This window comes from Achromobacter animicus (assembly GCF_040775605.1).
Classification (GTDB): Bacteria; Pseudomonadota; Gammaproteobacteria; order Burkholderiales; family Burkholderiaceae_B; genus Achromobacter; species Achromobacter animicus.
This window is the reverse complement of record NZ_JAYGJK010000001.1, coordinates 4,100,440-4,124,846: the sequence shown is the minus strand read 5'-3', so window position 1 is coordinate 4,124,846 and position 24,407 is coordinate 4,100,440. Positions and strand designations below refer to the sequence as shown.

Below are 24,407 nucleotides of genomic sequence, written 5' to 3'. Positions count from 1 at the left end.
TTCAGGAAATCCGCCATGATCCGTTCCCTTCCGCACGCGCTTTTGATGCTGGCCTGCGCCGCGATGGCGCCTTCTGCGGCACACGCGCAGACGAATGCGCCGTTGACGGGCGGCATGTCCGCTGCGCCGGGCGCCGCTGCGCCGGGCGCAGCCGTGCCGGACGCCATGCCGGACAGGCCGGTGGTGCAGCAGGTGCAGACGCCGATGCCGCCGGCGCCAACTGCGGCAACGGCGACGACGGCATCGGCCGCTTCTTCGGCCCCCGCCGCGCCGGAGGCCTTCGGCGACGTGACGCGCGGGCTGCTTGCCGCGCAGGCCGACGGACGGCGGGCCGGCAATGCGTTGCCCGTGCTGGGGCCGGTCTCCACGGCCGCGTGGAACCGCTACGTGGAAAGCTTCAAGCAGCCCATTCCCGTGTGGTTCGACCGGAACGTGGAAATCCCCAACGTCCAATAGCTCCCCTCGGCGGGGCGCTCCCGCCGCATGCCCAGACGGAGTCGCAAGCGCATGTCAGCCGGCCATCAACGTTTCCCTCCGCCGCCGCGGCAACGCGGCAGCATGACCGTCGCCGCCGTGTTCGCGGTGCTGGTGGCGGTGGTGTTGCTGGGCGTGCTGCAGTTGGGCTACGGGGCCTACATGAAGCGCGAGATGCAGAAGGCGGCGGATCTGGCCGCGTTGTCGGCGGTGCAGGTCCTGAGTCTGGGCGCCAGCGCGGACTGCACGCGCGCCGCCGCCGCAGGCCGCGCATCCGCCCTGGCCAATCTGCCCGACATTCTTGACACGTTCACGGCCGCCGACCTGACGGTGGAGTGCAAGGTGTGGGATCCGGCGCGGTTCGACGCCAGCGGCATGCACGTGTTCGACGCGGCGGGCGGGCAGGCCTACAACGCGGTGCGGGTGGCGGTGCGCAAGCAGCTGGCCAATCTGGTTCCCGGCGTGGACGGCGTCACGGCGTCGGCCGCGGCGGTGGCGACCCGCACGCCGCCGGTGGCCGCCTTCACGGTGGGATCGCGCCTCCTGCGGCTGGAGCGCGGCGGGTTGCTGTCGCAGCTGTTGGCGACGGCGGGTGCTTCGCCGTCGCAACTGGACGTGCTGGATGCCGCGGGGCTGGCCAACGTCAACATCACGCCGGCCGGTCTGCTGGAAGCGCTGGGCCTGCCGCTGTCGGCCGTGGCCGGCGTGGGCACGCCCGAACAATTGGCCGCGCTCAACACCCTGACGCTGGGCCAGTTGCTGAACGCGACGCTCAGCGTCATAGACAAACAGGCAACGGCCACCGCCGACGTGGCGCTGCTGCGCAACGCCATCAACACCGTCTTGGCCGTGATGCCGCTGAACCTGCCGGTGAAACTGCTGGGCGACGGCGGTGTGCTGGATCTGCACGTCGCGGGCGGCGACGCCAGCGCCGCGTTGCAGGCCGAGGTTAACGCGCTCAACATCCTGGAAACCGCCTTGGTCATCGCCAACGGCAGCAACCTGATCAATCTGGGACTGAGTGTGCCCTTGCTTGGCCTGGACGCACGTGTTCGCATCGTCGAGCCGCCGTCCGTGGGCGTGGGCGGCGTGGGCACGCAGGCGATCAGCGCCGGGATTCGCGTCTATCTGCGCGTCAACACCACCAACATTCCGCTGGTCGGCCCCTTGCTGGCCAACACCCTGAACACCAAGGTGGACCTGCCCATCATCATCGACGTGGCGCAATCGACGGGCACGCTGCGCAAGCTGTGCGAGGCGCCGCTGCAGGAAAACCAGGCGGTGATCGACGTAACGTCGGCCGCAGCCAGCGTCTGCCTGGGGCGCTTTCCCGGCATGACGTCGGCCACGGACAGCAGCGCCGCAAACTTCCAGTCGCTTACCAATCGCTGCGAACCGAGCGCGTTCACCGCAATCGGCCGCCATCAGGTCCTGAACGTGCTGGGCATCCTGCCGCTCACGGCGCGGGTAACGCTGCCGGTGTTCAGTTCGACGGCGCCCGTTTCGGTCACGCTGACCGAGCCGCCATCGCCCAACGCCACGGCCACCATCAACGCCACGAACGTAAACCTGTCCAAGCTGGCCGCCAACCTCACGGACGCGCTGATCGGCGGCATCCTGGGCGACCTCTTCAACACCGGCACGCCATTGACCGAAGCGCAGCGCAAGGACCTGGCGACCCAGTTGGTGGGCGGCGACAAGAACAACGCGGGCAAGACGATCTCCAAGGTGGTCAACGACATGCAGTGGTCCAAGACCGCGATGGACCAGTTGAGCGCGCGCCTGACCACCGGCGGCCTGACCGGGGTGCTGGGCGGCACGCTGCAACTGGTGGGCGGCATTCTGAACTCGCTGCTGCTGGCGCCCATCAGCGATGTGACGTGCGCGCTGGCGCTGACGCCGGATGCGATCCGGCAGTGCCGGGTCAACGCGGTCGGCACGCTCGCCCTGAACGGCAGCGGCCAGGTCGGAGGCGTGCTGTCGGTCGTCATGGTGCTGCTGGACCCCTTGCTCAGCTCGCTGTCCGTGGCGCTGCAGCAATTGCTCGACGTGCTGGGCCTGAGCGTGGGCCAGACCGACGTCGCCCTGATATCCGTGGATTGCGGCAAACCCCGCCTGGTGTACTGATGACAACGCTCCTGAATTCCATTTCCTTCCCCCTCGCATGGGCCAAGCGATGAGCGAGAATTTCGCGCGCGAAGATTTTGACGTGTACGTCTGGGAAGGCGCCTCCGACATCGCCAGCCGCGCCGAACGCTGTCTGGCCGGCATGGACGTGTCGCTGATCCGGGCTGACGCCGGCACGGCGTTCCCGCCGCCGCGCGACGTGTCGCGGCGCGCGGTGGCGCTGGTGTCCGTGTCCGTGATGGGCGACAAGCGCTTCGGCGGCTACGACTGGCTGGCGGCGCAAGGCATGCCGGTCATCTGGGTGGCGGCGGAGGCGCGAGGGCGCGATCCGCGCTTCTACCCGCCGGAGTACTCGTACACGCTGCCGTTGTCCTTTACCAGCGCGGACCTGCGCAAGCTTCTGACGGAATTGCTGGGCGCGCTGAACCAGCTGGACCGCGCGGCGCCCCGGCGCGAGCAGCCGCTGATCGCAGTATCCGCGGCCATGCAGGACCTGCTGGCCGAAGCCGAGGTCTACGCGGACTGCCGCAGCAACGTGCTGATCCACGGCGAAACCGGCGTGGGCAAGGAGCGTATCGCGCGCCTGCTGCATGACGAGACCGCATGGCGCGCGGGTCCGTTCGTGGCGGTCAATTGCGGCGCCATCCCCGAAGGCCTCTTCGAAGCGCATTTCTTTGGCCACGCGAAGGGCGCGTTCACAGGTGCAATCGGTGCGCACAAAGGCTATTTCGAGCAGGCGCACGGCGGCACGCTGTTCCTGGACGAGATCGGCGATCTGCCGCTGTACCAGCAGGTCAAGCTGTTGCGGGTGCTGGAACAGAACACGGTGACGCGGCTGGGTTCAACGGCGGAGGTGCCGGTGGACTTTCGTCTGGTTGCCGCCACCAACAAGGATCTTCGGATGCTGGTGGGGCAGGGCGAATTCCGCGCGGATCTGTATTACCGGCTGGCGGTCATCGAGCTGCGCATTCCCAATCTGGAGCAGCGCGGTCCGCACGAGAAGGCGGCGATCTTTCGCGCCTTGCTGCTGAGCCAGGGCGTGCAGGACGAGCCCCCGCCATGGCTGCTGGACCGCGTGGCGCGCACGCGCTACGAGGGCAACGTGCGCGAACTGTCCAACGTGGCCGAGCGCGTCGCCATCGTGCGGCGACAGTTTCAGGCCTGGGACCAGCCGCGCATCGAGCGCATCTTCGATCAATTGGCCGAACCGCTTCGGCTGGCCGGCACGGCGGCTGTGCGATTCGATCCCGCCAGCTTCACCGATGCCGAACGCGCCGAACGCGAACGCGTGCTCGCGGCGCTGGAAGCCAATGGCTGGCGCCGTCAGGACACCGCGCACACGCTCGGCATCAGCCGCAAGGTGCTATGGGAAAAGATGCGCAAGCTGCACTTGGGCGCCGCGCAGAACGAATCGGCCGACGGCCTTGCCGAGACGACTTGAACCCGCAATAGGGAATGGCCCGTACGGGGCCACAGTTTCGAAGCCGAATCAGACGAGCGTTGCTCTGTCGGCAGAAATAAATTGATATAGTTCCGCAACCGTTTTTTTGGGGTGAATATGAACGTCCAATTTATCCGTGGCGCCACCCGCGTGGCGTTGTTGGGCTCGGTCCTGACAAGTCTGGCCGCTTGCGCCAGCGCGCAGCCGGAACCGCCCCGGCCCACGGTTAAACAGGTCGAGGACACGCAGGCCGCCTCCACGCCCGTGACACCTCCCGCGCCGCCGCCGGCTGCGCGTCCGGCCTCCACGGTGTCGGAGCTGCAAAGCCTGATCCAGAACCGCCAGGTGTCGGAGCTGCGCACGGCCTATAACGGCACCTACGGCGCCAGCCTGTTGTTCAAGCCCGATGACCTGACTTATTACGTCGCGTTGTTCCAGCAGAAAGACTTCTGGCGTGTGATCAAGACCAAGTCCGACAAGCAGGCCGAAGCCACGTACCGTGCGTTCGTTGCGCAGTCCGCCGAGCTCGCCGAAGTGGACATCAAGCGCATCAAGATGCAGGCCGAAAACGCGCATGCCGAAAAATTGCTGGCCAGCCGCAGCGCCGAACTGAGCGCGCTGCAAGCTGACCGCACCGTGCGGGTGCAGCAGGAAGAGCAGGTCGCGGCGCGTCAGCAGCAATCGCGCGAGGAAGCCACGGCGCTGGCCGAACAGCAGAAGGACGTGCGCGAGCAACTGCGCGACCTGCAGCGCCAGATCGACGCCTTGCAGGCGCAACAGGCACAGGTCGGCAATCCGGCAGCGCAAACCCGGGCCAAGTAGCACGCCTTCTTGTACTCTGGGCGTTGCACCCCATATAGACGCCATGGCTCTGAAAGTTTTTGACCTCCAGTGCGACCACGACCACATCTTTGAAGGGTGGTTCGGGTCGCACGAAGACTACGACGCGCAGCAAGCGCGCGGCCTTGTCACGTGCCCCGTCTGCGGGTCGGCCACCATCACCAAGCGCCTGTCCGCTCCGCGTTTGAATGTTGCCCACCTGCACGCGCCCGCGGCCCAGCCGCTCGTGCCGGCCGGCGCGTCCGACGCGGAAAAGATGGCGGCCCTGCAGGCCGCCGTCCTGCGCCAGGTTCGTGCGCTGGTGCGCAGCACCGAAAACGTCGGCCCCCGCTTCGCCGAAGAAGCGCGCCGCATCCACGAAGGCGACGCCGACGACCGCCCCATCCGCGGCACCGCCACGGTGGAAGAACGCGAAGCCCTGGCCGAGGACGGCATCGAAGTCATGGCGGTCCCGGATTTTCTGGACGACGAACGATTGCAATAGCGGGCTGAGGTGTCCGGCTCTCCTGGCTAGATGATCTGCAGTTTGAAGCAGCGTCTCAAAGGGTGTCAAACACCTTGCCACCCACCGCCCAAAAAAAAGCCAGACCGAAATAGGTCTGGCTTTTTTGCGCTGGGCCGGATCAGTTGTTGACGCGGCTGCGGTATTCGTTGGTGCGGGTGTCGATTTCGATCTTGTCGCCGATGGCGCAGAACAGCGGCACGTTCAGTTCGTAGCCGGTGTTGATCTTGGCCGGCTTGGTCACCTTGCCCGAGGTATCGCCACGGACGGCGGGTTCGGTGTAGGTGATTTCGCGCACGAGCGTGGTGGGCAGTTCAACCGAGATGGCGCGGCCGTCGTAGAAGACCACTTCCACGGGCATCGCTTCTTCCAGGTAGTTGAGCGCGTCGCCCATGCTTTCGGCTTCGATTTCGTACTGGTTGTACTCTTCGTCCATGAAGACGTACATCGGGTCGCCGAAGTAGGAATACGTGCATTCCTTGCGATCCAGTTGAACGACTTCGAACTTTTCGTCGGCCTTGTAGACCGATTCGCTGGCCGAGGCGGTCAAGAGGTTCTTGAACTTCAGCTTGACCACGGCGGCGTTACGGCCAGACTTGTTGTATTCGGCCTTCTGGACCACGAGGGGATCCTTGCCGACCATGACCACGTTTCCGACTCGCAATTCCTGAGCGGTTTTCATCGATAAAACTCCGGGGGTGATGGGTGCACTCGCCGTGCTTGCATAAGCCGCGTGAGGCTTTGCACACCCCGGGAGGCGTCATAGTTGAGGCCCGACAGATTCAGGGCAACTCAGAAAACTCTCTATTCTAACGTTTCTTGGCCAACTCTGCGCAAAACGTGGCCAGATTTTCGGCCAGGCCGGGCAGGGCCGACTGGCTGGCGTTCCAGGCTAGGGCTGCGTCGGACCACGCGCGCCAGGCGTCGGGCGCCAGCGCGGCGCTGACGGCCGGGGCCGTGCGGCCGGGTTCGGACTCGTTCCAGGCACGGATCAGCGCATGCGCCGTTTCGGGGGCCGGATAGCGCGCCAGCCAGGCTTCCAGCTTTTCAAGATGGACGTTTTCGTCCTGGGGATAGATCTGCCAGACCAGCGGCCGGGCGGCCCAGGCGGCCCGCACGAAGGAATCCTCGCCACGCACGAAATTGAGGTCCGCGCACCACAGCAGGCGGTCGTAATCGGGCTGCGCCAGAAAAGGCAACCGGACGACGCGCGGCGCGCCAGCCGACTGGCAGGCCGCTTCCAGCGCGGGCGCGACGCCCTGCGGCGCCAGCAGCAGGGTGGGGCGCGTGTCGGCCGCCAGGGCCTGGGCCAGTTCGGCCACCGGCGCCGACGGATAGCAAAACAGGGACACGGTGCGCGCGCCACTACGCCGCAGCGCCAGGGCATCGTCCGGCACGCCGGCCGACCGCAGGAAGGCGTCCCGCATGTCCGCCGAGCCCTGCAGCGCTTCGCGCTCCACGGCCAGGGCCGGTTCGCGCAGCAGGCCGCCCGTGGCCGGCGTAAAGCCCGGAAAAAAGAAGTGCTTCACCAGGCCGTCCGGCCGCTGTGACGGCAGCCCGTGGCAGCTTTCGACCCACGCTTCGGCGCTCAGATATTCCAGGTTGATCCAGACGGGGTGGCGGCGGCGCATGGACGCGACGAAGGCCTCGGGCGGATCGCACGCGAACGCCTCGATCACGACGTCGCGCGCCTGCAGCGTGGCGTCGGGTGCATCGGACCAATGCACGATGTCGACGCCCGACAACTGCTGGCGCGCGGCGTCGGCCGAGATGCCGGGCTGGATGTGCGAGAAGCTGGCCAGATCATCGACCCACAGGCGGACATCCCACTGGAAATCGCGCGCGAGCTGGCGCGCAAGGCGCCAGCAGACGCCGATATCGCCGTAGTTGTCGACGACCCGGCAGAAAATGTCCGCTTGCATGGCTGGCCTAGTGGAACTGGGCGGGGGCGGCCTCGGCGTCCTCCGGCAGTTCGGCGTGCACCAGTTCGCCCAGGGGATTCGGGAAGTAGGGCGCGCCGCAGTCCTCGCAGTACTCGGGCGGCAGCACGCCGGGGATGCGGCGGACGTCGGTGACCCCGTATTCCTTCAGCAGTGCCGCGATTTCGTCGACCACGTCGGGCTGGCCTTCGTCCATGACGAGGTCTTCCTCGCGGCCGTACAGCGGCCACACGCAGCCGTAATACACGTCGTTGCTACTACGTGCGGTAAAGCCGATGCGGTATTCGTCGATGCGGCCTTCGCCGCAGCCGGCCACCACGGCCCGGAGCTGCGAGGCTTCAAGGTTGACGGCGCCTTCCAGCCAGCTGACCGCCGCGCGCAGCGACAGCGGGCGCACCTGACGGTCGGCTTCGCGGTTGCTGACGTAGTAGGCGTCGGGCAGCAGGGCCTCGAAACCGCACCCCGGCAGCAGCGCGGCCAGCGTGGGCTGCGCTTGCGCGGCCCATTGCGCCAGGCAGGCATCACGGCTGGCGTCGGCATCGCCCAGCTTTTCCTGCCAGCGGAAGATCGGCTCGCCTTCGGGCACGGCGACCGTGCCGACGATGTAGCGCGTGTCGGCCAGCATGTTCGCGGTTTCGGTGTCGGTGTTCAGCGCCGGCTTGGTGGTCTCGGCGCCCAGCGCCTGCGAGCCCAGGCGTTGCAGCCATTGCCAGGTCTCGGAGAACGTGCGCGGCATCTGGTCCACGCTGACCAGCAGCGGCATCAATGTGGTGCGCGCATTGCTCGACAGGACATGCCCGTGAAGCTGGGCCAGCAGGGCTTGCTGCGCGCTGGCCGAAATGGGGCCGGTGGGAATGGCGTAGCGGGTCCAGGCGACGATGGGCGCGACGATCAGCAGGATGTCGTAGCGAACGCCGCTTTTCTCGATCTTCATCGATTCGGACAGGGTTTCGGCCTGTTCGATCAGAACCTCGTAGGCGCCCACGTCGCTTTGGGCAAGGTGGTCCAGCGCCGCTTCGAGCGGGGCGTCCTGGCCAGCCTTGAGCAGCTTCGGGATCGCTTCGCCAAGCTGGGTCTCCCAGAAGACGTCTTCGACGCGGCTGCCCGAGCGGTTCAGCGCCTGGGCAAGCGCGACCAGCCGGGTAGCGTCACGGGTCATGCGGGGAGCGGATTGGCTGCGGGATCGGGCCATAACTTCGGGGAACGTCCATTCAGTGTGTAACGACGTAGTTTAACGCCCGGCACCCTCGGCGGGGTGACGGCCCATTGCGCGCCGACCTGACTGACCCCGCCGCGGTCCGGTAGGGGCGTGACCACGGCAGACTTCCCAAGCGCGCACGATCTTCATTGATGCTTATCGGGCAACAGATTATCCCGAGGCCGGGGGTTTATTGCTCGTTTGAATCGGCCGACAATGGCGGCATCGTTATTGTTTCTGGAGGCACAGCCATGCGTTGGCCTACGCTTTTCGTATCCCACGGTTCTCCCATGCTCGCCGTCGAGCCCGGCCGCACCGGCCCCGCACTAGCGGACTGGAGCGCCGCGCAGGGCCGCAAGCCGCGCGGCATCCTGGTCGTTTCGCCGCACTGGATGGGCGAGGGGCTGGCGCTCTCGACCCGCGATCAGCAGGTCGCCTGGCACGACTTCGGCGGCTTCCCGCAGGAGCTTTACGCGCTGCAGTACGCCGCGCCCGGGTCGCCCGAACTGGCCGCGCGCGTGCAGGCGCTGCTGGCCGAATCGGGCATCGCCGCCGATCGTGATCCGCGGCGCCCGTTGGACCACGGGGCCTGGGTGCCGCTGCGTTATCTGTACCCGGATGTGGATGTGCCGGTTGTGCAACTGTCACTGGACATGGGGCGCGACGCGGCGGGACAGATGGAACTGGGCCGCGCGCTGGCGCGCCTGCGCGACGAAGACATCCTGATCATCGGTTCGGGGTCGCTGACGCACAACCTGCGCCACGTCCGCATGCCGCAGAACGCGCCGGCGGCCGACTATGTACCGGGCTTTCAGGCGTGGTACGCGGACAAGCTGGCGCATCACGACGTGCCTGCGCTGCTGGATTGGCAGGCGCAGGCGCCTGGCGCGATGCAGGCGCATCCGCATGACGATCATCTGATGCCGCTGTATGTGGCATTGGGCGCGGGCGGCACGAAGGCGCGGCGGCTGAATGACGAAGTGTCGTATGCGGCGTTGGCGATGGACGCCTATCAGTTTGATTAAGCCCGCGCCGTTACCCGGTGTCTGACACCCGTTGAGAAACGGCGGCAAGCCGAAGACATCTCTGGAGGGGGTCAGACACCTCTGCCGCCCATGAAAAACGCCCCGGAACCGCAAGGTCCCGGGGCGTATTTACTAAGCTGCGACCGTCGCCGATCAGGCAGCAAGCAGCTGGCGCAACACAAACGGCAGGATCCCGCCGTGCTGGTAATAATCGACCTCGATCGGGGTGTCGATACGCAGCAGCACGGTCACATCCTGCTTCGAACCGTCCTTGCGCGTGATCGTCAACGTCACGTCCTGCATCGGCTTGATGCCGTTTTCCAGGCCCGAGATGTCGTACGTTTCTTCGCCGGTGATTCCCAGCGACTGCACGCTGTCGTTGCCCTTGAACTGCAGGGGCAGCACGCCCATCCCCACCAGGTTGCTGCGGTGGATGCGCTCGAAGCTGCGCGTGATGACCGCCTTGACCCCGAGCAGCTGGGTGCCCTTGGCGGCCCAGTCGCGCGACGAGCCGGTGCCGTATTCTTCGCCGCCGAACACCACGGTGGGCGTGCCGGCCGCGACGTACTTCATGGCGGCGTCGTAGATCGACATCTGTTCGCCGGTGGGCTGGAACAGGGTTTCGCCGCCTTCGAAGCGGCTGCCGTCCGGCAGCGCGGGAATCATGAGGTTCTTGATGCGCACGTTGGCGAAGGTGCCGCGCATCATGATTTCATGGTTGCCGCGGCGCGAACCGTAGCTGTTGAAGTCGGCCTTCATGACGCCGTTTTCCTTCAGCCACTTGCCGGCGGGCGAGCTTTCCTTGATGGAGCCGGCGGGCGAGATGTGGTCGGTGGTGACCGAGTCGCCGAAGACGCCCAGCGCGCGCGCGCCCTTGACCGTGGGCATCGCGCCCGGCGTCATGCCGAAACCTTCGAAGAAGGGCGGTTCGGCGATGTACGTGGAGTCGGGCCAGTTGTAGGTATCGCCCGTGACGCCCTTGATGTTTTCCCACAGCTTGCCGGGGTTGCTCTTGACCTGGCCGTAGTTGGCCTCGAAGGCCTCGGGGTCCAGCGCGTACTTCAGCAGTGCGTCGATTTCCTCGGTGGTCGGCCAGATGTTGCCCAGCCACACGTCGCCATTCTTGCCGCGGCCCACGGGCTCGGTCATCAGGTCGCGCGTGACGGTGCCGGCCAGGGCGTAGGCCACGACCAGCGGCGGCGAAGCCAGGAAGTTGGCCTTGATGTTCGGGTGGATGCGCGCCTCGAAGTTGCGGTTGCCTGAGAGCACTGCCGAGCAAACGAGGTCGTTGCTGGTGATGGCTTCGTTCAAGTCAGCCGTCAGGTCGCCGGCGTTGCCGATGCAGGTCGTGCAGCCGTAGGCCGCCACGTCGAAGCCCAGCTTTTCCAGGTAGGGCAAGAGGCCCGTCTTGGTCAGGTATTCGGTGACCACGCGCGATCCGGGGGCCAGCGAGGTCTTGATGTGCTTGGGCACCGTCAGGCCGGCTTCCACGGCCTTCTTGGCCAACAGGCCCGCCGCCAGCAGCACGCTGGGGTTGGACGTGTTGGTGCAGGACGTGATGGCGGCGATCAGGATGTCGCCGTTCTTAACCTTGGTGCCGGTGCTGGTGGTGAAGGTCTGATCCAGCTTTTCGGCGGGCTGGTTGAAGCCGTTTTCGGCGACCGGCTTGGAGAACAGGTCGATGAACGTGTTCTTGACGTTGCCGATCTCGATGCGGTCCTGCGGACGCTTGGGGCCAGCCAGCGACGGGGCGACGGTGGACAGGTCCAGCGTCAACAGCTTGGTGAAATTGATGTCCTGGGCCGCGGGAACGCCGAACATCTTCTGCGCCTTGAAATAGGCCTCGAAGGCAGCGATTTCCTCTTCGGTGCGGCCGGTGCCGCGGAAGTAGTCGATGGTGCGTTCGTCGACCGGGAAGAAGCCCATGGTGGCGCCGTACTCGGGCGCCATGTTGCCGATGGTGGCGCGTTCGGCCACGGTCAGGCTGGCGGTGCCTTCGCCGCAGAATTCGACGAACTTGCCCACCACCTTTTCACGGCGCAGCATTTCGGTGATGGTCAGCACCAGGTCGGTGGCAGTGACGCCGCCGCGCAGTTGGCCCTTGAGCTCGACACCCACCACATCGGGCGTCAGGAAGTACACGGGCTGGCCCAGCATGCCGGCTTCGGCTTCGATGCCGCCCACGCCCCAGCCGACCACGCCGATGCCGTTGATCATGGTGGTGTGGCTGTCGGTGCCCACCAGCGAATCGGGGTAGAAGACGTTGTTCTTTTTGTCTTGGTGCACACCGCGCGCCAGGTATTCCAGGTTGACCTGGTGGACGATGCCGAAGCCCGGCGGCACGACGCCGAAGGTGTCGAACGCCTGCATGCCCCACTTCATGAACTGGTAGCGCTCCTGGTTGCGCTTGAACTCCAGCTTCATGTTCAGGTCCAGCGCGTTCTTGGTGCCGAAGTAGTCGATCATGACCGAGTGGTCCACCACCAGGTCCACGGGCACCAGGGGTTCGATGCTCTTGGGGCTCTTGCCCATCTTGTCGGCAACCGAGCGCATGGCCGCGATGTCGGCCAAGAGCGGCACGCCGGTGAAGTCCTGCAGCACGACCCGGGCGACCACAAAGGGAATTTCATCTTCGCGCTTGGCGTTGGCCTGCCAGTTGGCGAGCTGCCGCACGTGTTCTTCGGTGACTTTCTTGCCATCGCAGTTGCGCAGCACGGATTCCAGCACGATGCGGATGGAGACCGGCAGCCGCTGCACGTCGATGCCGAGCGATTTGCCCAGCGCCGGCAGCGAGTAGAACTGACAGGACTTGTTGCCGATCTTGAAATTCTTGAGTGTGTCTAGGGTGTTGTGCGGCATGATGGACTCCGTGGTTTTGCCCAGGCTGAAGGCGGCATTTTCAGGCGTTTCGGCAGGTTTGTCATTGTCTCTTGGACAAGTTTGCCGAGGGTCTATATCTTGGTTTATGTCTTATATCTTATATAAGACCTGGGCGACGCGTCAAAGTTCCGGCCCTTTATCGACCCAGACCGGTCCGGATTCGGCGAAACCCTTACTTTGGCGGACGCGCGCCAAGCCTGCAAGACCCTGCGCGCGCAAGAATGGCCCTTAGATCAGGCGCGCCGGCAGCTCCGCGGCCACGTATTCAAGAAATCGTTTCAACGCCAGCGGCTCACCGCAGCGCGCGGGCATGACGGCGTAGATCCGCGCGGGCGCCGCCGACCAGCTGGGTAGGATATGCGCCAGACCGCCCTGGTCGAGTTCAGGGCCGCACAGATAGCGCGGGACCAGCGCCACGCCCAGCCCCGCGCCGGCCATTGCGCGCAGCGTGTCCATATTGCTGCTCAGGCTGCGCGGCTGGAACTCCACCGATTCCATCTCGCCCGCTGGCCCGGTCAGCCGCCAGGTGTGCGGGCCGTCCTGCGTGCCGTGGGCCAGCAGGGGCAGGGCGGCCAGGTCTCGCGGGTGGCGCGGTGCGGATCTGGCCATCGCAGGGCTGCACACCAGCGCCAGCGGCACAGGGGCAATTTCCAGCGCATTGAGCTTGGCATCCGTGAGCGAAGACGCCTGGGCGCGGAACGCCAGGTCGTAGCCTTCACCGACCAGATCGATGATCTGGTCGCGGGTATCCAGCAGCACCCGCACGCGCGGATGGTCCGCGCAGAAGCGGGCGACCAGCCCGCCCAACACCCGCGTCGCGAGCGGCGCCGGCGCGGTGATGCGCAGCATGCCGGCCGGCGCGTCGCCCATCGACGCAGCCAGATCGAAGACGCTGCGCGCCTCGCGGGCCAGCGCCTGGGCGTGGGCATGTATCTGTTCGCCCATCGGCGTCAGCGACACACGGCGCGTATTGCGTTGAAGCAGCCGCACGCCCAGGCGCGCTTCAAGCTCCGCAACCCGGCGGCTGAGCTTGGAACGTTGCATATTCAACACACGTGCGGCCGCCGAGAAGCCACCTTTTTCGACTACTTCACTGAAAAGCAGCAGGTCTTCAAGGCGATGAACGTAGTTAGGCATACAGCGTTTTAATAGGAGAAATTCGAAAATTTGATGGCATTGTCCTGACAGCCGGGACAATTATTCCTGAAATTGGCCCCTACTGTCCGGCGGGCCGACCTCATAAGCTGTCGCCGCAATACATGTTCAGCAAACAGCAAGGCAGCACTTTTTGACTCTTCATCTCAGCGCCGTCATCGCCGGATCCAGCCGCTACCTGGGCGACGCCTGCACCATCCGTCAGTTCCGCCATACCGATTTTTCGGGGTGCATGTCGCCCGTGGTGCTGGTGGACCACTTCGTCATGACGGGTCCCACGTTTGAGCCACATACGCACGCCGGCGTCAGCGCCGCGACGCTGCTGCTGGAAGACAGTACGGGCGTCATGCAGAGCCTGGAAGGCATCGAGAACAATCGCGAAATCCGCGCGGGCGACCTGCAGTGGACACAAGCCGGGCGAGGCATCGTGCACGCGCAACGGCCGGCAGGCGATGCCACGCTGCACGGGCTGCAGATCTTCATCGACCACCCGGCGCATCTGAAGTCCCTGCCGCCGTCTACGTCGTTGCTGCGCGCTGCGGACATGCCGGTCATCCAGACCCCCTCGGGCAAGGTCCGCGTGGTGGCGGGCAGCTATGCCGGTCTTGAATCGCCCTTGTGCACGCCCGAACCGCTGCTGATCCTGGACGGCTGGCTGCGGCCGGGCGCGACGACGCTCCTGCCCATGCCGCCTGGCTGGAATGCCTGGTTCTATGCGGTGCAGGGCGACCTGGGCGTGCGCGCCCGGCACCGCAGCAAGGGCGGGCCGCCGCTGCCCAAGGTGGCGGGGGGCGATCCGGACTTTGCGGTGTTGCCCGCCGGTTCCGCCGCTGCCGCCAGCGCCACGCCGGATGGTGAAGAAGGCGTGCTGCTGCTGATGGCAGGCAAGGTGCCCGTTCATTTTGTGCTGGTGGCCGGCCCCGCCGTCGTGGCGGCGTCGAAGCAGGGCGCCGGCATCACGCCGGCTGTCGATGCGGCCCTTGCCGAGGCGCTGACGGCATACGACGCCGTGGAGAGCCCGGCGGCGGAAGATGCATTGAGCATCTGCTGATTTAGGACGGAATCTGTTGTTCAACCGCAACGTTGGACACGGATTCTTCTTGAGGGACGCAATGAGAACGATTCTCTTTTGGTAACATCTAGCGCGTCAGATCTCTCAAGCGGATCTCCCCACCGCACCGCGGAGCTTGTTTCCGCACCACCAGCGTCCCCATATGAAAATCAGAACTCTCGCTTGCATGGCCGCCGCGCTGCCGTGCTTTGGCGCCGTCCACGCCCAGACCGCGCCCCAGACAGCCCCCCAGACGACCCAGCCCGCCACGACCAGCGGTCCCGTGACCTCGATGGACGCCATCCGGGTCGAGGCGAGCGCTGACGCGTCCGCCGGCGGCCTGTCGGCGCCGTTCGCGGGCGGCCAGGTGGCCCGCGGCGGCCGTGTCGGCATCCTCGGCACCGAGGATTTCATGAACACGCCGTTCAGCGTGACCAGCTACACGAATGAGCTGATCCAGGATCGTCAGGCGAAGAGCGTGGGCGATGTGCTGCAGAATGACTCGGGCGTGCGCGTGGCGCGCGGCTTCGGCAATTTCCAGGAGTCGTACTTCATTCGCGGCTTCATCCTGAGCTCGGATGATGTGGCCTACAACGGCCTCTACAGCCTGCTTCCCCGCCAATACATCGCCACCGAGCTGTTCGAGCGCGTGGAAGTGCTGCGCGGCGCAACCGCCTTTCTGACCGGCGCGACGCCCGGCGGCGGCGGCATCGGCGGCGTGATCAACCTGGTGCCCAAGCGCGCGCCGAACGAACCGCTGACGCGCGTCACCACGGGCGTTTCCAGCGGCGGCCAATTCCAGCTTTCCACCGACATCGCGCGCCGCTTCGGCCCGGATGACAGCACCGGCATCCGTCTGAACGCCGCACAACGCAGCGGCGACACGGCGATCGATGACGAGCACAGCCGCACCAGCGTCGTTTCGCTGGGCCTGGACTGGCGGTCGGCCGACACGCGCCTGTCCGCCGACATCGGCTGGCAGGAAAACAAGCTCAAGCGTCCGCGTCCCAACGTGACGCTGGGCGCCGGGGTCACGACCGTGCCCGATGCGCCGGACGCCAGCTCGAACTACGCGCAGCCGTGGACCTATTCCAACGAGCGCGACGTCTTCGGCACGTTGCGCGCCGAACATGACTTCAGCGACAAGCTGACCGCGTACGGCGCGTTCGGCATGCGCCGTAGCGACGAAGCCAATTCGCTCGGCAACATCACGCTCACCAATGGCAGCACCGGCGCTGGCAACTTCTACCGCTTCGACAACACCCGCGAAGACAGCGTCAACACGGGAGAAATCGGCCTGCGCGGCAAGTTGCGCACCGGTCCCGTTGGTCACGAATTCGTCGTGTCGGCCTCGTGGTTCGACCTGAAGAAGAAGAACGCGTACGTGATGGACTTCCGCAACACGTTCCCCACGAACATCTACGATCCCATCTCATACGACAAGCCTGCATTCAGTGCCGGCGCGCTGCGCGGCAACGACCTGGACAACCCCGCGTTGCAGGGCCGTACCCGCCTGAGCAGCTATGCCATCGGCGACACGATGTCCTTCCTTGACGACAAGGTGCTGTTCACCGCCGGCATCCGTCATCAGCGCATGTCGCAACGTGACTACGCCTACAACACCGGCGCGGAAAGCGGCGCCTACGACGCCAGCCACAATTCGCCGGCCTTCGGTCTGGTGTTCAAGGTGGCGCCGAGCGTTTCGCTGTATGCCAACTACATCGAAGCCCTGGTAGCGGGCCCGACCGCGCCTGCGACCGCTGGCGGCCGTCCGGTGCCGAACGTGGGCCAGAGCCTGCCGCCCTTCGTGTCCAAGCAGAAGGAAGTGGGCGTGAAGTATGAAGGCGAGAGCCTCGGTGGCGGCCTGGCGTTCTTCTCGACCGACAAGCCGCGCGCGGCCTACAACGCCAGCAACGAGCTGACCAACTCGGGCGAAGACCGCCACCAAGGCGTCGAACTGACCGTCTTCGGCGAGCCCGTGCGCAGCGTGCGTCTCCTTGGCGGCCTGACCTGGCTGGATGCCAAGCAGGTCAAGACCGGCACCGCCTCGCTGAACGGCAACCGCGTGATCGGCGTGCCGCGCTTCCAGGCCAACATGGGCGTGGAATGGGACATCCCGGGCGTGGAAGGCCTGGCCATCGATGGCCGCGTGGTCTACACCGGCTCGTCGTATGCCGATGACGCCAACACGCTCAAGGTTCCCGGCTGGACGCGCTTTGACGCCGGCCTGCGCTACATGATGGACGTCGACGGCCACGTCGTGACGCTGCGCGCCCGCGTCGACAACATCGCCAATCGCAACTACTGGTCGTCGGTGGGCGGTTACCCGGGCAACGGCTACCTCGTCCTGGGCGGCCCGCGCACGTTCTCGCTGTCGGCCAGCATGGACTTCTGATCGCTGCGGGCTGATGCCCGTACCTAAAAAATCCCCCGAAAGCCTCGCGGCCCGGGGGATTTTTTTTGACCTGTCGCCGCGCAAGTGCAAAACGGTGTCTGACACCCTCGGGAGACGATCCTCAGCCTGTACCGCCGTCTCTGCGGGGTGTCAGACACCCGACAGGCGCCGCCTTACCAGAACCATCCGCCCCGCGACAGGCTCGACTCGCAGCTCTTGTACTGCGCGGTAAATTTCTCGGCGCGCGCCTGCACTTTCTGCGACACGGTTTTCAACCACGCCTTGCGGTCATAACTACGGTTGCGGTATCCGGTCCAGCCTTCGTGATAGTTCAGGTACTGCCCATACGCATCCCACTTCGAGATGCCGTTGATGCGCTGCGTCTTGCTCATGTACCAGCCCATGAAGTCGAGCGCATCGGCAAAATTGTCCCGGCTGGACGTCCAGCCGCCCGCTTCGCGCTTGTAGTCGGCCCAGGTTTCGTCCTTGGCCTGCGCATACCCATAGGCGGAACTGACGCGGCCCCACGGGATGAAGCCCAGAAAGTAATAGCGCGGCGGCAAAGCGTCGTGCTTGAAGGAAGACTCCTGGTACATCATCGCGATGGGCACCGGCACCGGGGCGCCCCATTTCTTCTGCACGTCCAGCGCCGCGTCGTGCCATTCCGGTTTCTCTCGGAAGATGGCGCAGATGTTGTCGGGATTCGAGGGCGGCGCGGTGGCGCAGCCGGCTAGCGTCAGCAACAGCGTCGGCGGCAATAGCCGGATCATTGGCAGGCTTCCTCCAGGAAAAATGCGCCGGGGCTTTCCCGGCGTTGGCGGCCGACGTCTCACCGGCATGCCTGGATTGTATTGAAACGTTTCGTTATACAGGCTGCGCGCCGATCCGAATTGCCCGGATAAAGGCAAAAAAAACGGCCCCGGGCGATTGCACGGGGCCGTTGTTCAGGCCGCGAGGCCTGGCAGGGGAGTCGGGATCAGACCTCGATCACGTCCGCCACGTCCTTGTAGTCGGCGATCTTGTCGAAGTTCAGGTACTGGTAGATTTGGTCGCCGCTCTTGTTGATGACGCCCATGTCGGCCATGTACTCGTCCTTGGTCGGGATGCGGCCAAGCTTCGAGCAGATGGCGGCCAGTTCGGCCGAACCCAGGTACACGTTCGTGTTCTTGCCCAGGCGGTTCGGGAAGTTGCGGGTGCTGGTCGACATGACCGTGGCGCCTTCGCGGACCTGCGCCTGGTTGCCCATGCACAGCGAGCAGCCCGGCATTTCGGTGCGGGCGCCGGCGGTGCCGAACACGCCGTAGTGGCCTTCCTCGGTCAGCTGCGTGGCGTCCATCTTGGTCGGGGGAGCGACCCACAGCTTGACCGGAATGTCGCGCTTGCCTTCGAGCAGCTTGGACGCTGCGCGGAAGTGGCCGATGTTGGTCATGCAACTGCCGATGAACACTTCGTCGATCTTGGCGCCGGCGACTTCCGACAGCGTCTTGACGTCGTCGGGGTCGTTCGGGCAGGCAACGATGGGCTCATGCACGTCGGCCAGGTCGATCTCGATGACCGCGGCGTATTCGGCGTCGGCGTCCGGCTCCAGCAGCTTGGGATCGGCCAGCCAGGCTTCCATGGCCTTGATGCGGCGGCCCAGCGTGCGCTCGTCTTCGTAGCCGTTGGCGATCATCCACTTGAGCATCACGATGTTGCTGTTGATGTACTCGATGATCGGTTCCTTGTTCAGGAACACCGAGCAACCGGCGGCCGAGCGTTCGGCCGAGGCGTCCGACAGTTCAAAGGCTTGTTCGACCTTCAGGTCGGGCAGGCCTTCGATTTCGAGGATGCGGCCGGAGAAGATGTTCTTCTTGCCTTGCTTGGCAACCGTCAGCAGGCCTTGCTTGATGGCGTACAGCGGGATGGCGTTGACCAGATCGCGGAGCGTGACGCCGGGTTGCAGCTTGCCCTTGAAGCGGACCAGCACCGATTCCGGCATGTCCAGCGGCATGACGCCGGTGGCGGCGGCAAAGGCCACCAGGCCCGAGCCGGCGGGGAACGAGATGCCGATGGGGAAGCGGGTGTGCGAGTCGCCGCCGGTGCCGACGGTGTCGGGCAGCAGCATGCGGTTCAGCCACGAGTGGATCACGCCGTCGCCGGGACGCAGCGACACGCCGCCGCGCGTGCTGATGAACTCAGGCAGCGTGTGGTGCGTCTTGACGTCGACGGGCTTGGGGTAGGCGGCGGTGTGGCAGAACGACTGCATCACCAGGTCGGACGAGAAGCCCAGGCAGGCCAGGTCCTTCAGTTCGTCGCGGGTCATCGGGCCGGTGGTGTCCTGGCTGCCGACCGAGGTCATCTTCGGTTCGCAGTAGGTGCCCGGGCGGATACCCTTGCCTTCCGGCAGGCCGCAGGCGCGGCCGACCATCTTCTGGGCCAGCGTGTAGCCGCGGCCGGAGTCGACCGGATCCTTGGGCAGGCGGAACAGCGTCGAGGGCGCCAGACCCAGCGCTTCGCGGGCCTTCGCGGTCAGGCCGCGGCCGATGATCAGCGGAATGCGGCCGCCGGCGCGCACTTCGTCGAACAGCACGTCGGACTTGACCTCGAATTCGGCGATGACTTCACCGTTCTTGATGGCCTTGCCGTCGTAGGGGCGCAGTTCGACCACGTCGCCCATTTCCATCTTGGAAACGTCGAGTTCGATCGGCAGGGCGCCAGCGTCTTCCATCGTGTTGTAGAAGATCGGGGCGATCTTGTTGCCCAGGCACACGCCGCCAAAGCGCTTGTTCGGCACGAAGGGGATGTCTTCGCCCGTGAACCACAGCACCGAGTTGGTGGCCGACTTGCGCGACGATCCCGTGCCGACCACGTCGCCCACGTAGGCAACCAGGTGGCCCTTTTCCTTCAGGGATTCGATGAACTTGACCGGGCCGCGCTTGCCGTCTTCTTCCGGTTCGAACGCAGCGCCGTCGCGCTTGTTCTTGAGCATCGCCAGGGCGTGCATCGGGATGTCGGGACGCGTGGTGGCGTCAGGGGCGGGCGACAGGTCGTCGGTGTTGGTTTCGCCAGGGACCTTGAAGACCGTGATGGTCAGGCTTTCCGGCAGTTCCGGACGGCTGGTGAACCATTCGGCGTCGGCCCAGCTTTGCAGCACGGACTTGGCGTTGGCGTTGCCCTTGTCGGCCTTTTCCTTCACGTCGTGGAAGGCGTCGAACATCAACAGGGTCTTCTTGAGCGCATCGGCGGCGATGGTGCCGATTTCCGCATCATCCAGCAGGTCGACCAGCGGGCCAATGTTGTAGCCGCCGAGCATCGTGCCCAGCAGTTCAGTCGCCTTGGCACGGCTGATCAGCGCACAAGCTTCCTTGCCCAGCGCCACGGCGGCCAGGTAGGAGGCCTTGACCTTGGCGGCATCGTCCACGCCGGCCGGCACGCGATGCGTCAGCAGCTCGACCAGGTTCTGCTCCTCGCCAGCGGGCGGGTTCTTCAGCAGTTCGATCAGTTCAGCGGTTTGTTTGGCCGTAAGGGGCAGCGGGGGAATCCCCAGAGCCGCGCGTTCGGCGACGTGTTGGCGGTAAGTATCCAGCATGTGAGGCCTGCTCAAAGTCGGGTTGGAAGAAGGGTTGTCGGCCGGAATTGTAGAAGCAAGTGGGGGCCGGTAGCAAATGTCTTATATCTTATATAAGACTTGAGTCGATAGCTGTTGTTCGGTGGCGACGCCTTGGCCGGGCGACGGGCGTCCGACGTTGGTCGTCGGCTGCGGGCCTCGGGCGGCTGGAGTCGTGCGGCAGGAGTCGTGCGGCAGGAGTCGGGCACGCGGCAGCGGGGTGGGGAGGTGGGGGCGCCTGGACGACAATGGCCCAGGCGCCCCGCAAAGAAAAAGCGGCCCCGTGGGCCGCTTCGGTAAAAAAGCCCACCGCCAGCCGATCAGGGCGCCGTGGCGTCGTACACCACGCCGACGCGGGCAAAGTTGCCGCCGTATTGCTTGACGTCCACCTGGAACGGCGCACTGTCGCCCGGCGGCAGCCGCGGCACCCGCAGTTCCTGGAACGTGGCGCCCGTGAGCTGATCCTGCGCGTCATACAGGCTGACCCACACGCGCACCTTTTCGACCTCGCTGCTGCTGTCGTTGCGCACCCGGCCGTGCACCGTCACGTACTTGTAACGGAAGCGGTAGGTAAAGTTCAGCGTGCCGGTGCCGATGGCGGCTTCGGTGTTTTCCACCGTCACGGCCAACTGCGGACGCGGGCCGGGCAGGGCAGCGCGTTTGGCGGGCAGCCAGTTGGTTTTCACTTCCGTAAAGCGTTCGACGCGCCCGGTCAGCGCCACGGGCACGCGCTCGCCAGGGTACAGATGCGTCGGCAGGCTCCAGGCCTGGCGCAGCTCGAGCGGACGCGACCCGTCGAACACCGCGATTTCCGCCCGGGGCGACAGCGCTACGAACTGGTCGCTGGTGTTGACCAGTTCGGCATACAGCACCGGGCGTTCGATTTCGTCCAGCAGCCGGCGAGGTGCGGACAGCTTCAACGCCCCGGCTTCAAACAGGGCGAAATCCGGGTCCAGCAGTTCTTCGGTGGTCAGACGGACGTGGTCGATGACCCGCGTGTTGGCCGGGCTGACGCGCACGATGCGGCTGACGGGCGGCTTGGCCTCGGGCTCGGCGGATTTGGCCACGGCCTGCGCCGGGGGAGGACTGGCGGATCCCAGCGCGGTGTATTTCCACGCGGCATACCCGCCCGCGCCAAACAGGATCAGCGCCAGCCCTGCCAGGGCCGGCCGCGACAGGCGCCGGGAGGAGGAGGGATCAGCTTTCACTTTGCACCATGTAATCGTAGGAGGCGACCTCGCCATCGCGCAGCATTTCGCAGCGCACGTCGAAGGACGTCAGCGCGTCGGGGGCCAGCGGGCTGGCGGTCGCGTAGCCGTTGCCCGTGCCGATCAGGCCGCCGTCCGCGCCGTAGAGCATGACGGTGATCTGCGTGCTGCTGGCAGGGTTGGTGCCCTGGTTGCGGATCAGGCCGACCAGACGGTAATTGCCGTCATTGCGCACAAGCTGAACGCGGCTGGCAGCCACGTCGTTGTTCTTGCCGCGCGCGGGCGACGGCGTGCCGACCTGCAAGTCGTAGCGGCTGTACGCCTTGGACGGCAACGATATCTTCAGCGGCGTGTACTCCCCCGGTTCCAGCGAGCGCGCGGGCGCCGAGCCCGACACGGTGGACAGCGACAGGTCGCCCTGGAAGAACGATGCCGTCACGCGCGGCACGTCGATCTTCCGGCCGGTCTCGTTGCGCACGATCATGACCAGCTCGTTGCGCCCGCGCGTCTTGATCTCCTGCACGTCCGTCAGCTTGACCAGCGAGGCGTCGATGGGCGGTTCGACAATGCGGGCGGGCAGGGGCGACGGGCGCGAACCCAGCGATGAGACGACCAGCGGAATGACGACGGCGGCAAGGATCGCCGCCGAGATCGCCGCGATGGCGGCGGGCTTGATGGGCGCAGGCTTGGGCTGCTGGATGTTGCGCAGGATCTTTTCCAGCCGCTGCGCGACGTTGTCTTCGACCAGCGTCACCGCATGGCAGTGGCTGCACTGGTATTCGTTGGTGTCCAGCTTGGTGAAACTGGCGCTGCCGCACGTGGAGCAGGTCAGCGTCACCGTGTTGATAGTGGTCTGTTTGGGCGTCATTCTCGCTGGGCGTCTTTTGCGCTACGCAGGCGGTCCGGCCGCGCGCCGCGATCCGGGACGGCGCGGCGGGATCGGCGTGAAGGGCTTACCGGGCGGCAAGGATAGCGGCCGTCGGCCGCACCCGGGGTGCATGAGCGCATCAGTTTGTGACCATATGTGTGGAATCGGCGATATCGGGGCCGGAATGCGTGCCGAACCCGGTGCTATCATCCCCGGCGAAAAATCGTTGTCACATCAACTATTACGCTGCCGTTTCCCGTCGATCCGCTCTCATGCCGCCCCAATTGGCGCGCAGCCGGGCAGAGCCGAGGTCTGGCTCTCCTGTATGAGCATCTATCAACATCTGCTTTTTCTGGCCTGCGTGGCGCTTGCCACCTATGCCCAGACGATGACGGGCTTTGCGTTCGGCCTGGTGCTGCTGGGCCTGTCGGGCGTGTTCCAGCTTGCCTCGGTGTCCGAGGTGGCCAACGTGGTCAGCGTGCTGTCCCTGGTCAATGCGGGCGTCACGTTGCTGCGCGCCAGGCCGCAGGTGAACTGGTCGCTGCTGACCCCCGCCGCGGTCAGCAGCCTGGCCGGCGTCGGGGTGGGCGTGGCCGCGCTGACGTGGATCAGCGGGTCCATGGCGGTGTTGCTGCAATTGCTGCTGGGCGTCACCATCCTGGCGTGCGCCATTTTGCTCGTGACGCGAACCCAGCCGCTGGCGCAGTTGTCGTCCCGCACTTCCAGCGTATTTTTCGGTGGCGTTTCGGGCGTGCTGGGCGGCCTGTTTTCCAGCGCCGGTCCGCCCATGGTCTATCACCTGTACCGCCAGCCGCTGCCGTTGGCCACCATCCGCAACAGCCTGCTGATTCTCTTCTCGCTGAACGCCACGGTGCGCCTGGCGCTCGTGACCGGGCAGGGCGCGTTCATGGTGTCGTCGTTCTGGTTGAGCGTGCAAGCGCTGCCGGTCGTGATCGGCGTGACGTGGTTTGCGCGCCGCTACAGCACCGAGAATTCGATGAAGAAGGTCAAGCGGATGGTGTTCGTGCTGCTGCTGGCAGCCGGGTTGGGGCTCATCGTGCCGGCGACGAGGATATTGGCGGCCGGCTAGGTACGGCCGGTTAGGCGCGGCCGGCTAGGTGCGGCCGGCTAGGTGCTGCCGGCTACGCGCTGCCGGCTAAGCGAGGCCCATCGGGCGCAGCCGGCGAGATACCGCCGGCCTCACTCTCCCGTCAGCCACGCTCCCCCGTGATGTAGCGCTCGAGTTCATGAATGATGAATTTCTGCTCGCTCATCACGTCCTTGACCAGGTCGCCGATGGACAGCAATCCGATCAGCTTGTCGTTGTCGATGACCGGCAGATGGCGAAAATGCCGTTCGGTCATCATGGCCATACAGTGTTCCCGCGTGTCGGTGGGGCTGACGTAATACACCGAGTCCGTCATGATGTCGCGCACCTTGGTCGTGCGCGACGACCGGTCCTGCAGCACGATCTTGCGCGCGTAGTCGCGTTCGGTCAGCATGCCCAGCACCACGTCGCCCTCCACCACCACCACCGCCCCGATGCTGCGGTCGGCCATCGTCTTGATCGCGTCGAAGACCGACGAATCCGGCGAAACCGTTACGACGGCGTGATTGGCCTTTTCCCTGAGAAGCTCAGCAACTGTCTTCACGATGTGCTCCCGAATCGGTGGTGAGGATCGAAGCACCATCCTAAGCCTGCCTGCGGCATTGCCGC

At 65.7% G+C, this 24,407-nt stretch carries 19 protein-coding genes; 9 read left to right on the top strand and 10 right to left on the bottom strand.

Features of this window, described 5'->3' with window-relative positions:
* Nucleotides 1-15 precede the first annotated feature (15 nt).
* The 5 genes from AB3147_RS18775 (at nt 16) to AB3147_RS18755 (ending at nt 5,366) form a co-directional block, all read left to right on the top strand.
* Nucleotides 16-456, top strand: a complete 441-nt coding sequence (locus AB3147_RS18775; RefSeq protein ID WP_367352686.1) for a DUF3613 domain-containing protein — start codon at nt 16-18, stop codon at nt 454-456.
* A 102-nt stretch (nt 457-558) separates the two neighbouring features.
* Nucleotides 559-2,601, top strand: coding sequence for a pilus assembly protein TadG-related protein (locus AB3147_RS18770; RefSeq protein ID WP_367352685.1), 2,043 nt, complete (start codon nt 559-561; stop codon nt 2,599-2,601).
* A 49-nt stretch (nt 2,602-2,650) separates the two neighbouring features.
* Nucleotides 2,651-4,042: a sigma 54-interacting transcriptional regulator gene (locus AB3147_RS18765; RefSeq protein ID WP_367352684.1), complete on the top strand. Its 1,392-nt coding sequence runs from the start codon at nt 2,651-2,653 to the stop codon at nt 4,040-4,042.
* Between the two features lie 117 nt (nt 4,043-4,159).
* Complete coding sequence (locus tag AB3147_RS18760) at nt 4,160-4,864, top strand: DUF2968 domain-containing protein (protein WP_367352683.1); 705 nt, start codon at nt 4,160-4,162, stop codon at nt 4,862-4,864.
* Nucleotides 4,865-4,907: 43 nt separating this feature from the next.
* On the top strand, nt 4,908-5,366 hold the full coding sequence (locus AB3147_RS18755; RefSeq protein WP_367352682.1) for a DUF1178 family protein: 459 nt from the start codon (nt 4,908-4,910) through the stop codon (nt 5,364-5,366).
* 139 nt (nt 5,367-5,505) lie between these two features.
* On the opposite strand, the gene efp is transcribed toward AB3147_RS18755, so the two are convergent.
* The 3 genes from efp to AB3147_RS18740 form a co-directional block, all read right to left on the bottom strand.
* Nucleotides 5,506-6,066 (bottom strand): elongation factor P, encoded by a 561-nt coding sequence (gene efp, locus AB3147_RS18750; RefSeq protein ID WP_006225610.1) that lies wholly within the window; start codon nt 6,064-6,066, stop codon nt 5,506-5,508.
* A gap of 127 nt (nt 6,067-6,193) precedes the next feature.
* Nucleotides 6,194-7,306: an elongation factor P maturation arginine rhamnosyltransferase EarP gene (earP, locus tag AB3147_RS18745; RefSeq protein WP_367352681.1), complete on the bottom strand. Its 1,113-nt coding sequence runs from the start codon at nt 7,304-7,306 to the stop codon at nt 6,194-6,196.
* A gap of 7 nt (nt 7,307-7,313) precedes the next feature.
* Complete coding sequence (locus tag AB3147_RS18740) at nt 7,314-8,516, bottom strand: DUF2863 family protein (protein ID WP_218344617.1); 1,203 nt, start codon at nt 8,514-8,516, stop codon at nt 7,314-7,316.
* Between the two features lie 257 nt (nt 8,517-8,773).
* Between AB3147_RS18740 and AB3147_RS18735 the strand changes: the two genes are divergently transcribed.
* Nucleotides 8,774-9,547, top strand: coding sequence for a DODA-type extradiol aromatic ring-opening family dioxygenase (locus AB3147_RS18735; RefSeq protein ID WP_286899268.1), 774 nt, complete (start codon nt 8,774-8,776; stop codon nt 9,545-9,547).
* A gap of 153 nt (nt 9,548-9,700) precedes the next feature.
* Here AB3147_RS18735 and acnA read toward each other — a convergent pair whose 3' ends face one another.
* Both acnA and AB3147_RS18725 read right to left on the bottom strand, forming a co-directional pair.
* Nucleotides 9,701-12,406, bottom strand: a complete 2,706-nt coding sequence (gene acnA / locus AB3147_RS18730; protein WP_175123665.1) for an aconitate hydratase AcnA — start codon at nt 12,404-12,406, stop codon at nt 9,701-9,703.
* A gap of 249 nt (nt 12,407-12,655) precedes the next feature.
* On the bottom strand, nt 12,656-13,564 hold the full coding sequence (locus tag AB3147_RS18725) for a LysR substrate-binding domain-containing protein (RefSeq protein WP_175123664.1): 909 nt from the start codon (nt 13,562-13,564) through the stop codon (nt 12,656-12,658).
* Nucleotides 13,565-13,715: 151 nt separating this feature from the next.
* Here AB3147_RS18725 and AB3147_RS18720 point away from each other — a divergent pair, with 151 nt between their 5' ends.
* Together AB3147_RS18720 and AB3147_RS18715 are read left to right on the top strand one after the other, a co-directional pair.
* Nucleotides 13,716-14,633, top strand: coding sequence for a pirin family protein (locus AB3147_RS18720; RefSeq protein ID WP_367352680.1), 918 nt, complete (start codon nt 13,716-13,718; stop codon nt 14,631-14,633).
* 163 nt (nt 14,634-14,796) lie between these two features.
* Nucleotides 14,797-17,028 (top strand): TonB-dependent receptor, encoded by a 2,232-nt coding sequence (locus AB3147_RS18715; RefSeq protein ID WP_218344621.1) that lies wholly within the window; start codon nt 14,797-14,799, stop codon nt 17,026-17,028.
* Between the two features lie 173 nt (nt 17,029-17,201).
* On the opposite strand, the gene AB3147_RS18710 is transcribed toward AB3147_RS18715, so the two are convergent.
* The 4 genes from AB3147_RS18710 to AB3147_RS18695 all read right to left on the bottom strand — a co-directional run bounded on the left by AB3147_RS18710 (nt 17,202) and on the right by AB3147_RS18695 (nt 22,690).
* Entirely contained in the window at nt 17,202-17,798 is a 597-nt protein-coding gene (locus tag AB3147_RS18710) for a transglycosylase SLT domain-containing protein (RefSeq protein WP_056563184.1), read from the bottom strand.
* A 206-nt stretch (nt 17,799-18,004) separates the two neighbouring features.
* Nucleotides 18,005-20,596: a bifunctional aconitate hydratase 2/2-methylisocitrate dehydratase gene (acnB, locus tag AB3147_RS18705; RefSeq protein WP_218344622.1), complete on the bottom strand. Its 2,592-nt coding sequence runs from the start codon at nt 20,594-20,596 to the stop codon at nt 18,005-18,007.
* A gap of 338 nt (nt 20,597-20,934) precedes the next feature.
* Nucleotides 20,935-21,822, bottom strand: coding sequence for an FxLYD domain-containing protein (locus AB3147_RS18700; protein WP_367352679.1), 888 nt, complete (start codon nt 21,820-21,822; stop codon nt 20,935-20,937).
* Complete coding sequence (locus tag AB3147_RS18695; protein WP_367352678.1) at nt 21,812-22,690, bottom strand: FxLYD domain-containing protein; 879 nt, start codon at nt 22,688-22,690, stop codon at nt 21,812-21,814. Before AB3147_RS18695 ends, AB3147_RS18700 begins: the two co-directional genes overlap by 11 nt.
* Nucleotides 22,691-23,015: 325 nt before the next feature.
* Here AB3147_RS18695 and AB3147_RS18690 point away from each other — a divergent pair, with 325 nt between their 5' ends.
* On the top strand, nt 23,016-23,780 hold the full coding sequence (locus AB3147_RS18690; protein WP_367352677.1) for a TSUP family transporter: 765 nt from the start codon (nt 23,016-23,018) through the stop codon (nt 23,778-23,780).
* Between the two features lie 121 nt (nt 23,781-23,901).
* Here AB3147_RS18690 and AB3147_RS18685 read toward each other — a convergent pair whose 3' ends face one another.
* A complete protein-coding gene (locus tag AB3147_RS18685) occupies nt 23,902-24,342 on the bottom strand; it encodes a CBS domain-containing protein (protein WP_105239654.1) in 441 nt (146 codons plus the stop codon).
* Nucleotides 24,343-24,407: the final 65 nt, after the last annotated feature.

What these genes read in the sequence shown, in the direction of transcription:
- AB3147_RS18775 (WP_367352686.1), top strand. Translation starts at nt 16, where the DNA reads ATGATCCGTTCCCTTCCGCACGCGCTTTTGATGCTGGCCTGCGCCGCG.
- AB3147_RS18770 (WP_367352685.1), top strand. Translation starts at nt 559, where the DNA reads ATGACCGTCGCCGCCGTGTTCGCGGTGCTGGTGGCGGTGGTGTTGCTG.
- AB3147_RS18765 (WP_367352684.1), top strand. Translation starts at nt 2,651, where the DNA reads ATGAGCGAGAATTTCGCGCGCGAAGATTTTGACGTGTACGTCTGGGAA.
- AB3147_RS18760 (WP_367352683.1), top strand. Translation starts at nt 4,160, where the DNA reads ATGAACGTCCAATTTATCCGTGGCGCCACCCGCGTGGCGTTGTTGGGC.
- AB3147_RS18755 (WP_367352682.1), top strand. Translation starts at nt 4,908, where the DNA reads ATGGCTCTGAAAGTTTTTGACCTCCAGTGCGACCACGACCACATCTTT.
- efp (WP_006225610.1), bottom strand. Translation starts at nt 6,066, where the DNA reads ATGAAAACCGCTCAGGAATTGCGAGTCGGAAACGTGGTCATGGTCGGC.
- earP (WP_367352681.1), bottom strand. Translation starts at nt 7,306, where the DNA reads ATGCAAGCGGACATTTTCTGCCGGGTCGTCGACAACTACGGCGATATC.
- AB3147_RS18740 (WP_218344617.1), bottom strand. Translation starts at nt 8,516, where the DNA reads ATGGCCCGATCCCGCAGCCAATCCGCTCCCCGCATGACCCGTGACGCT.
- AB3147_RS18735 (WP_286899268.1), top strand. Translation starts at nt 8,774, where the DNA reads ATGCGTTGGCCTACGCTTTTCGTATCCCACGGTTCTCCCATGCTCGCC.
- acnA (WP_175123665.1), bottom strand. Translation starts at nt 12,406, where the DNA reads ATGCCGCACAACACCCTAGACACACTCAAGAATTTCAAGATCGGCAAC.
- AB3147_RS18725 (WP_175123664.1), bottom strand. Translation starts at nt 13,564, where the DNA reads ATGCCTAACTACGTTCATCGCCTTGAAGACCTGCTGCTTTTCAGTGAA.
- AB3147_RS18715 (WP_218344621.1), top strand. Translation starts at nt 14,797, where the DNA reads ATGAAAATCAGAACTCTCGCTTGCATGGCCGCCGCGCTGCCGTGCTTT.
- AB3147_RS18710 (WP_056563184.1), bottom strand. Translation starts at nt 17,798, where the DNA reads ATGATCCGGCTATTGCCGCCGACGCTGTTGCTGACGCTAGCCGGCTGC.
- acnB (WP_218344622.1), bottom strand. Translation starts at nt 20,596, where the DNA reads ATGCTGGATACTTACCGCCAACACGTCGCCGAACGCGCGGCTCTGGGG.
- AB3147_RS18695 (WP_367352678.1), bottom strand. Translation starts at nt 22,690, where the DNA reads ATGACGCCCAAACAGACCACTATCAACACGGTGACGCTGACCTGCTCC.
- AB3147_RS18690 (WP_367352677.1), top strand. Translation starts at nt 23,016, where the DNA reads ATGAGCATCTATCAACATCTGCTTTTTCTGGCCTGCGTGGCGCTTGCC.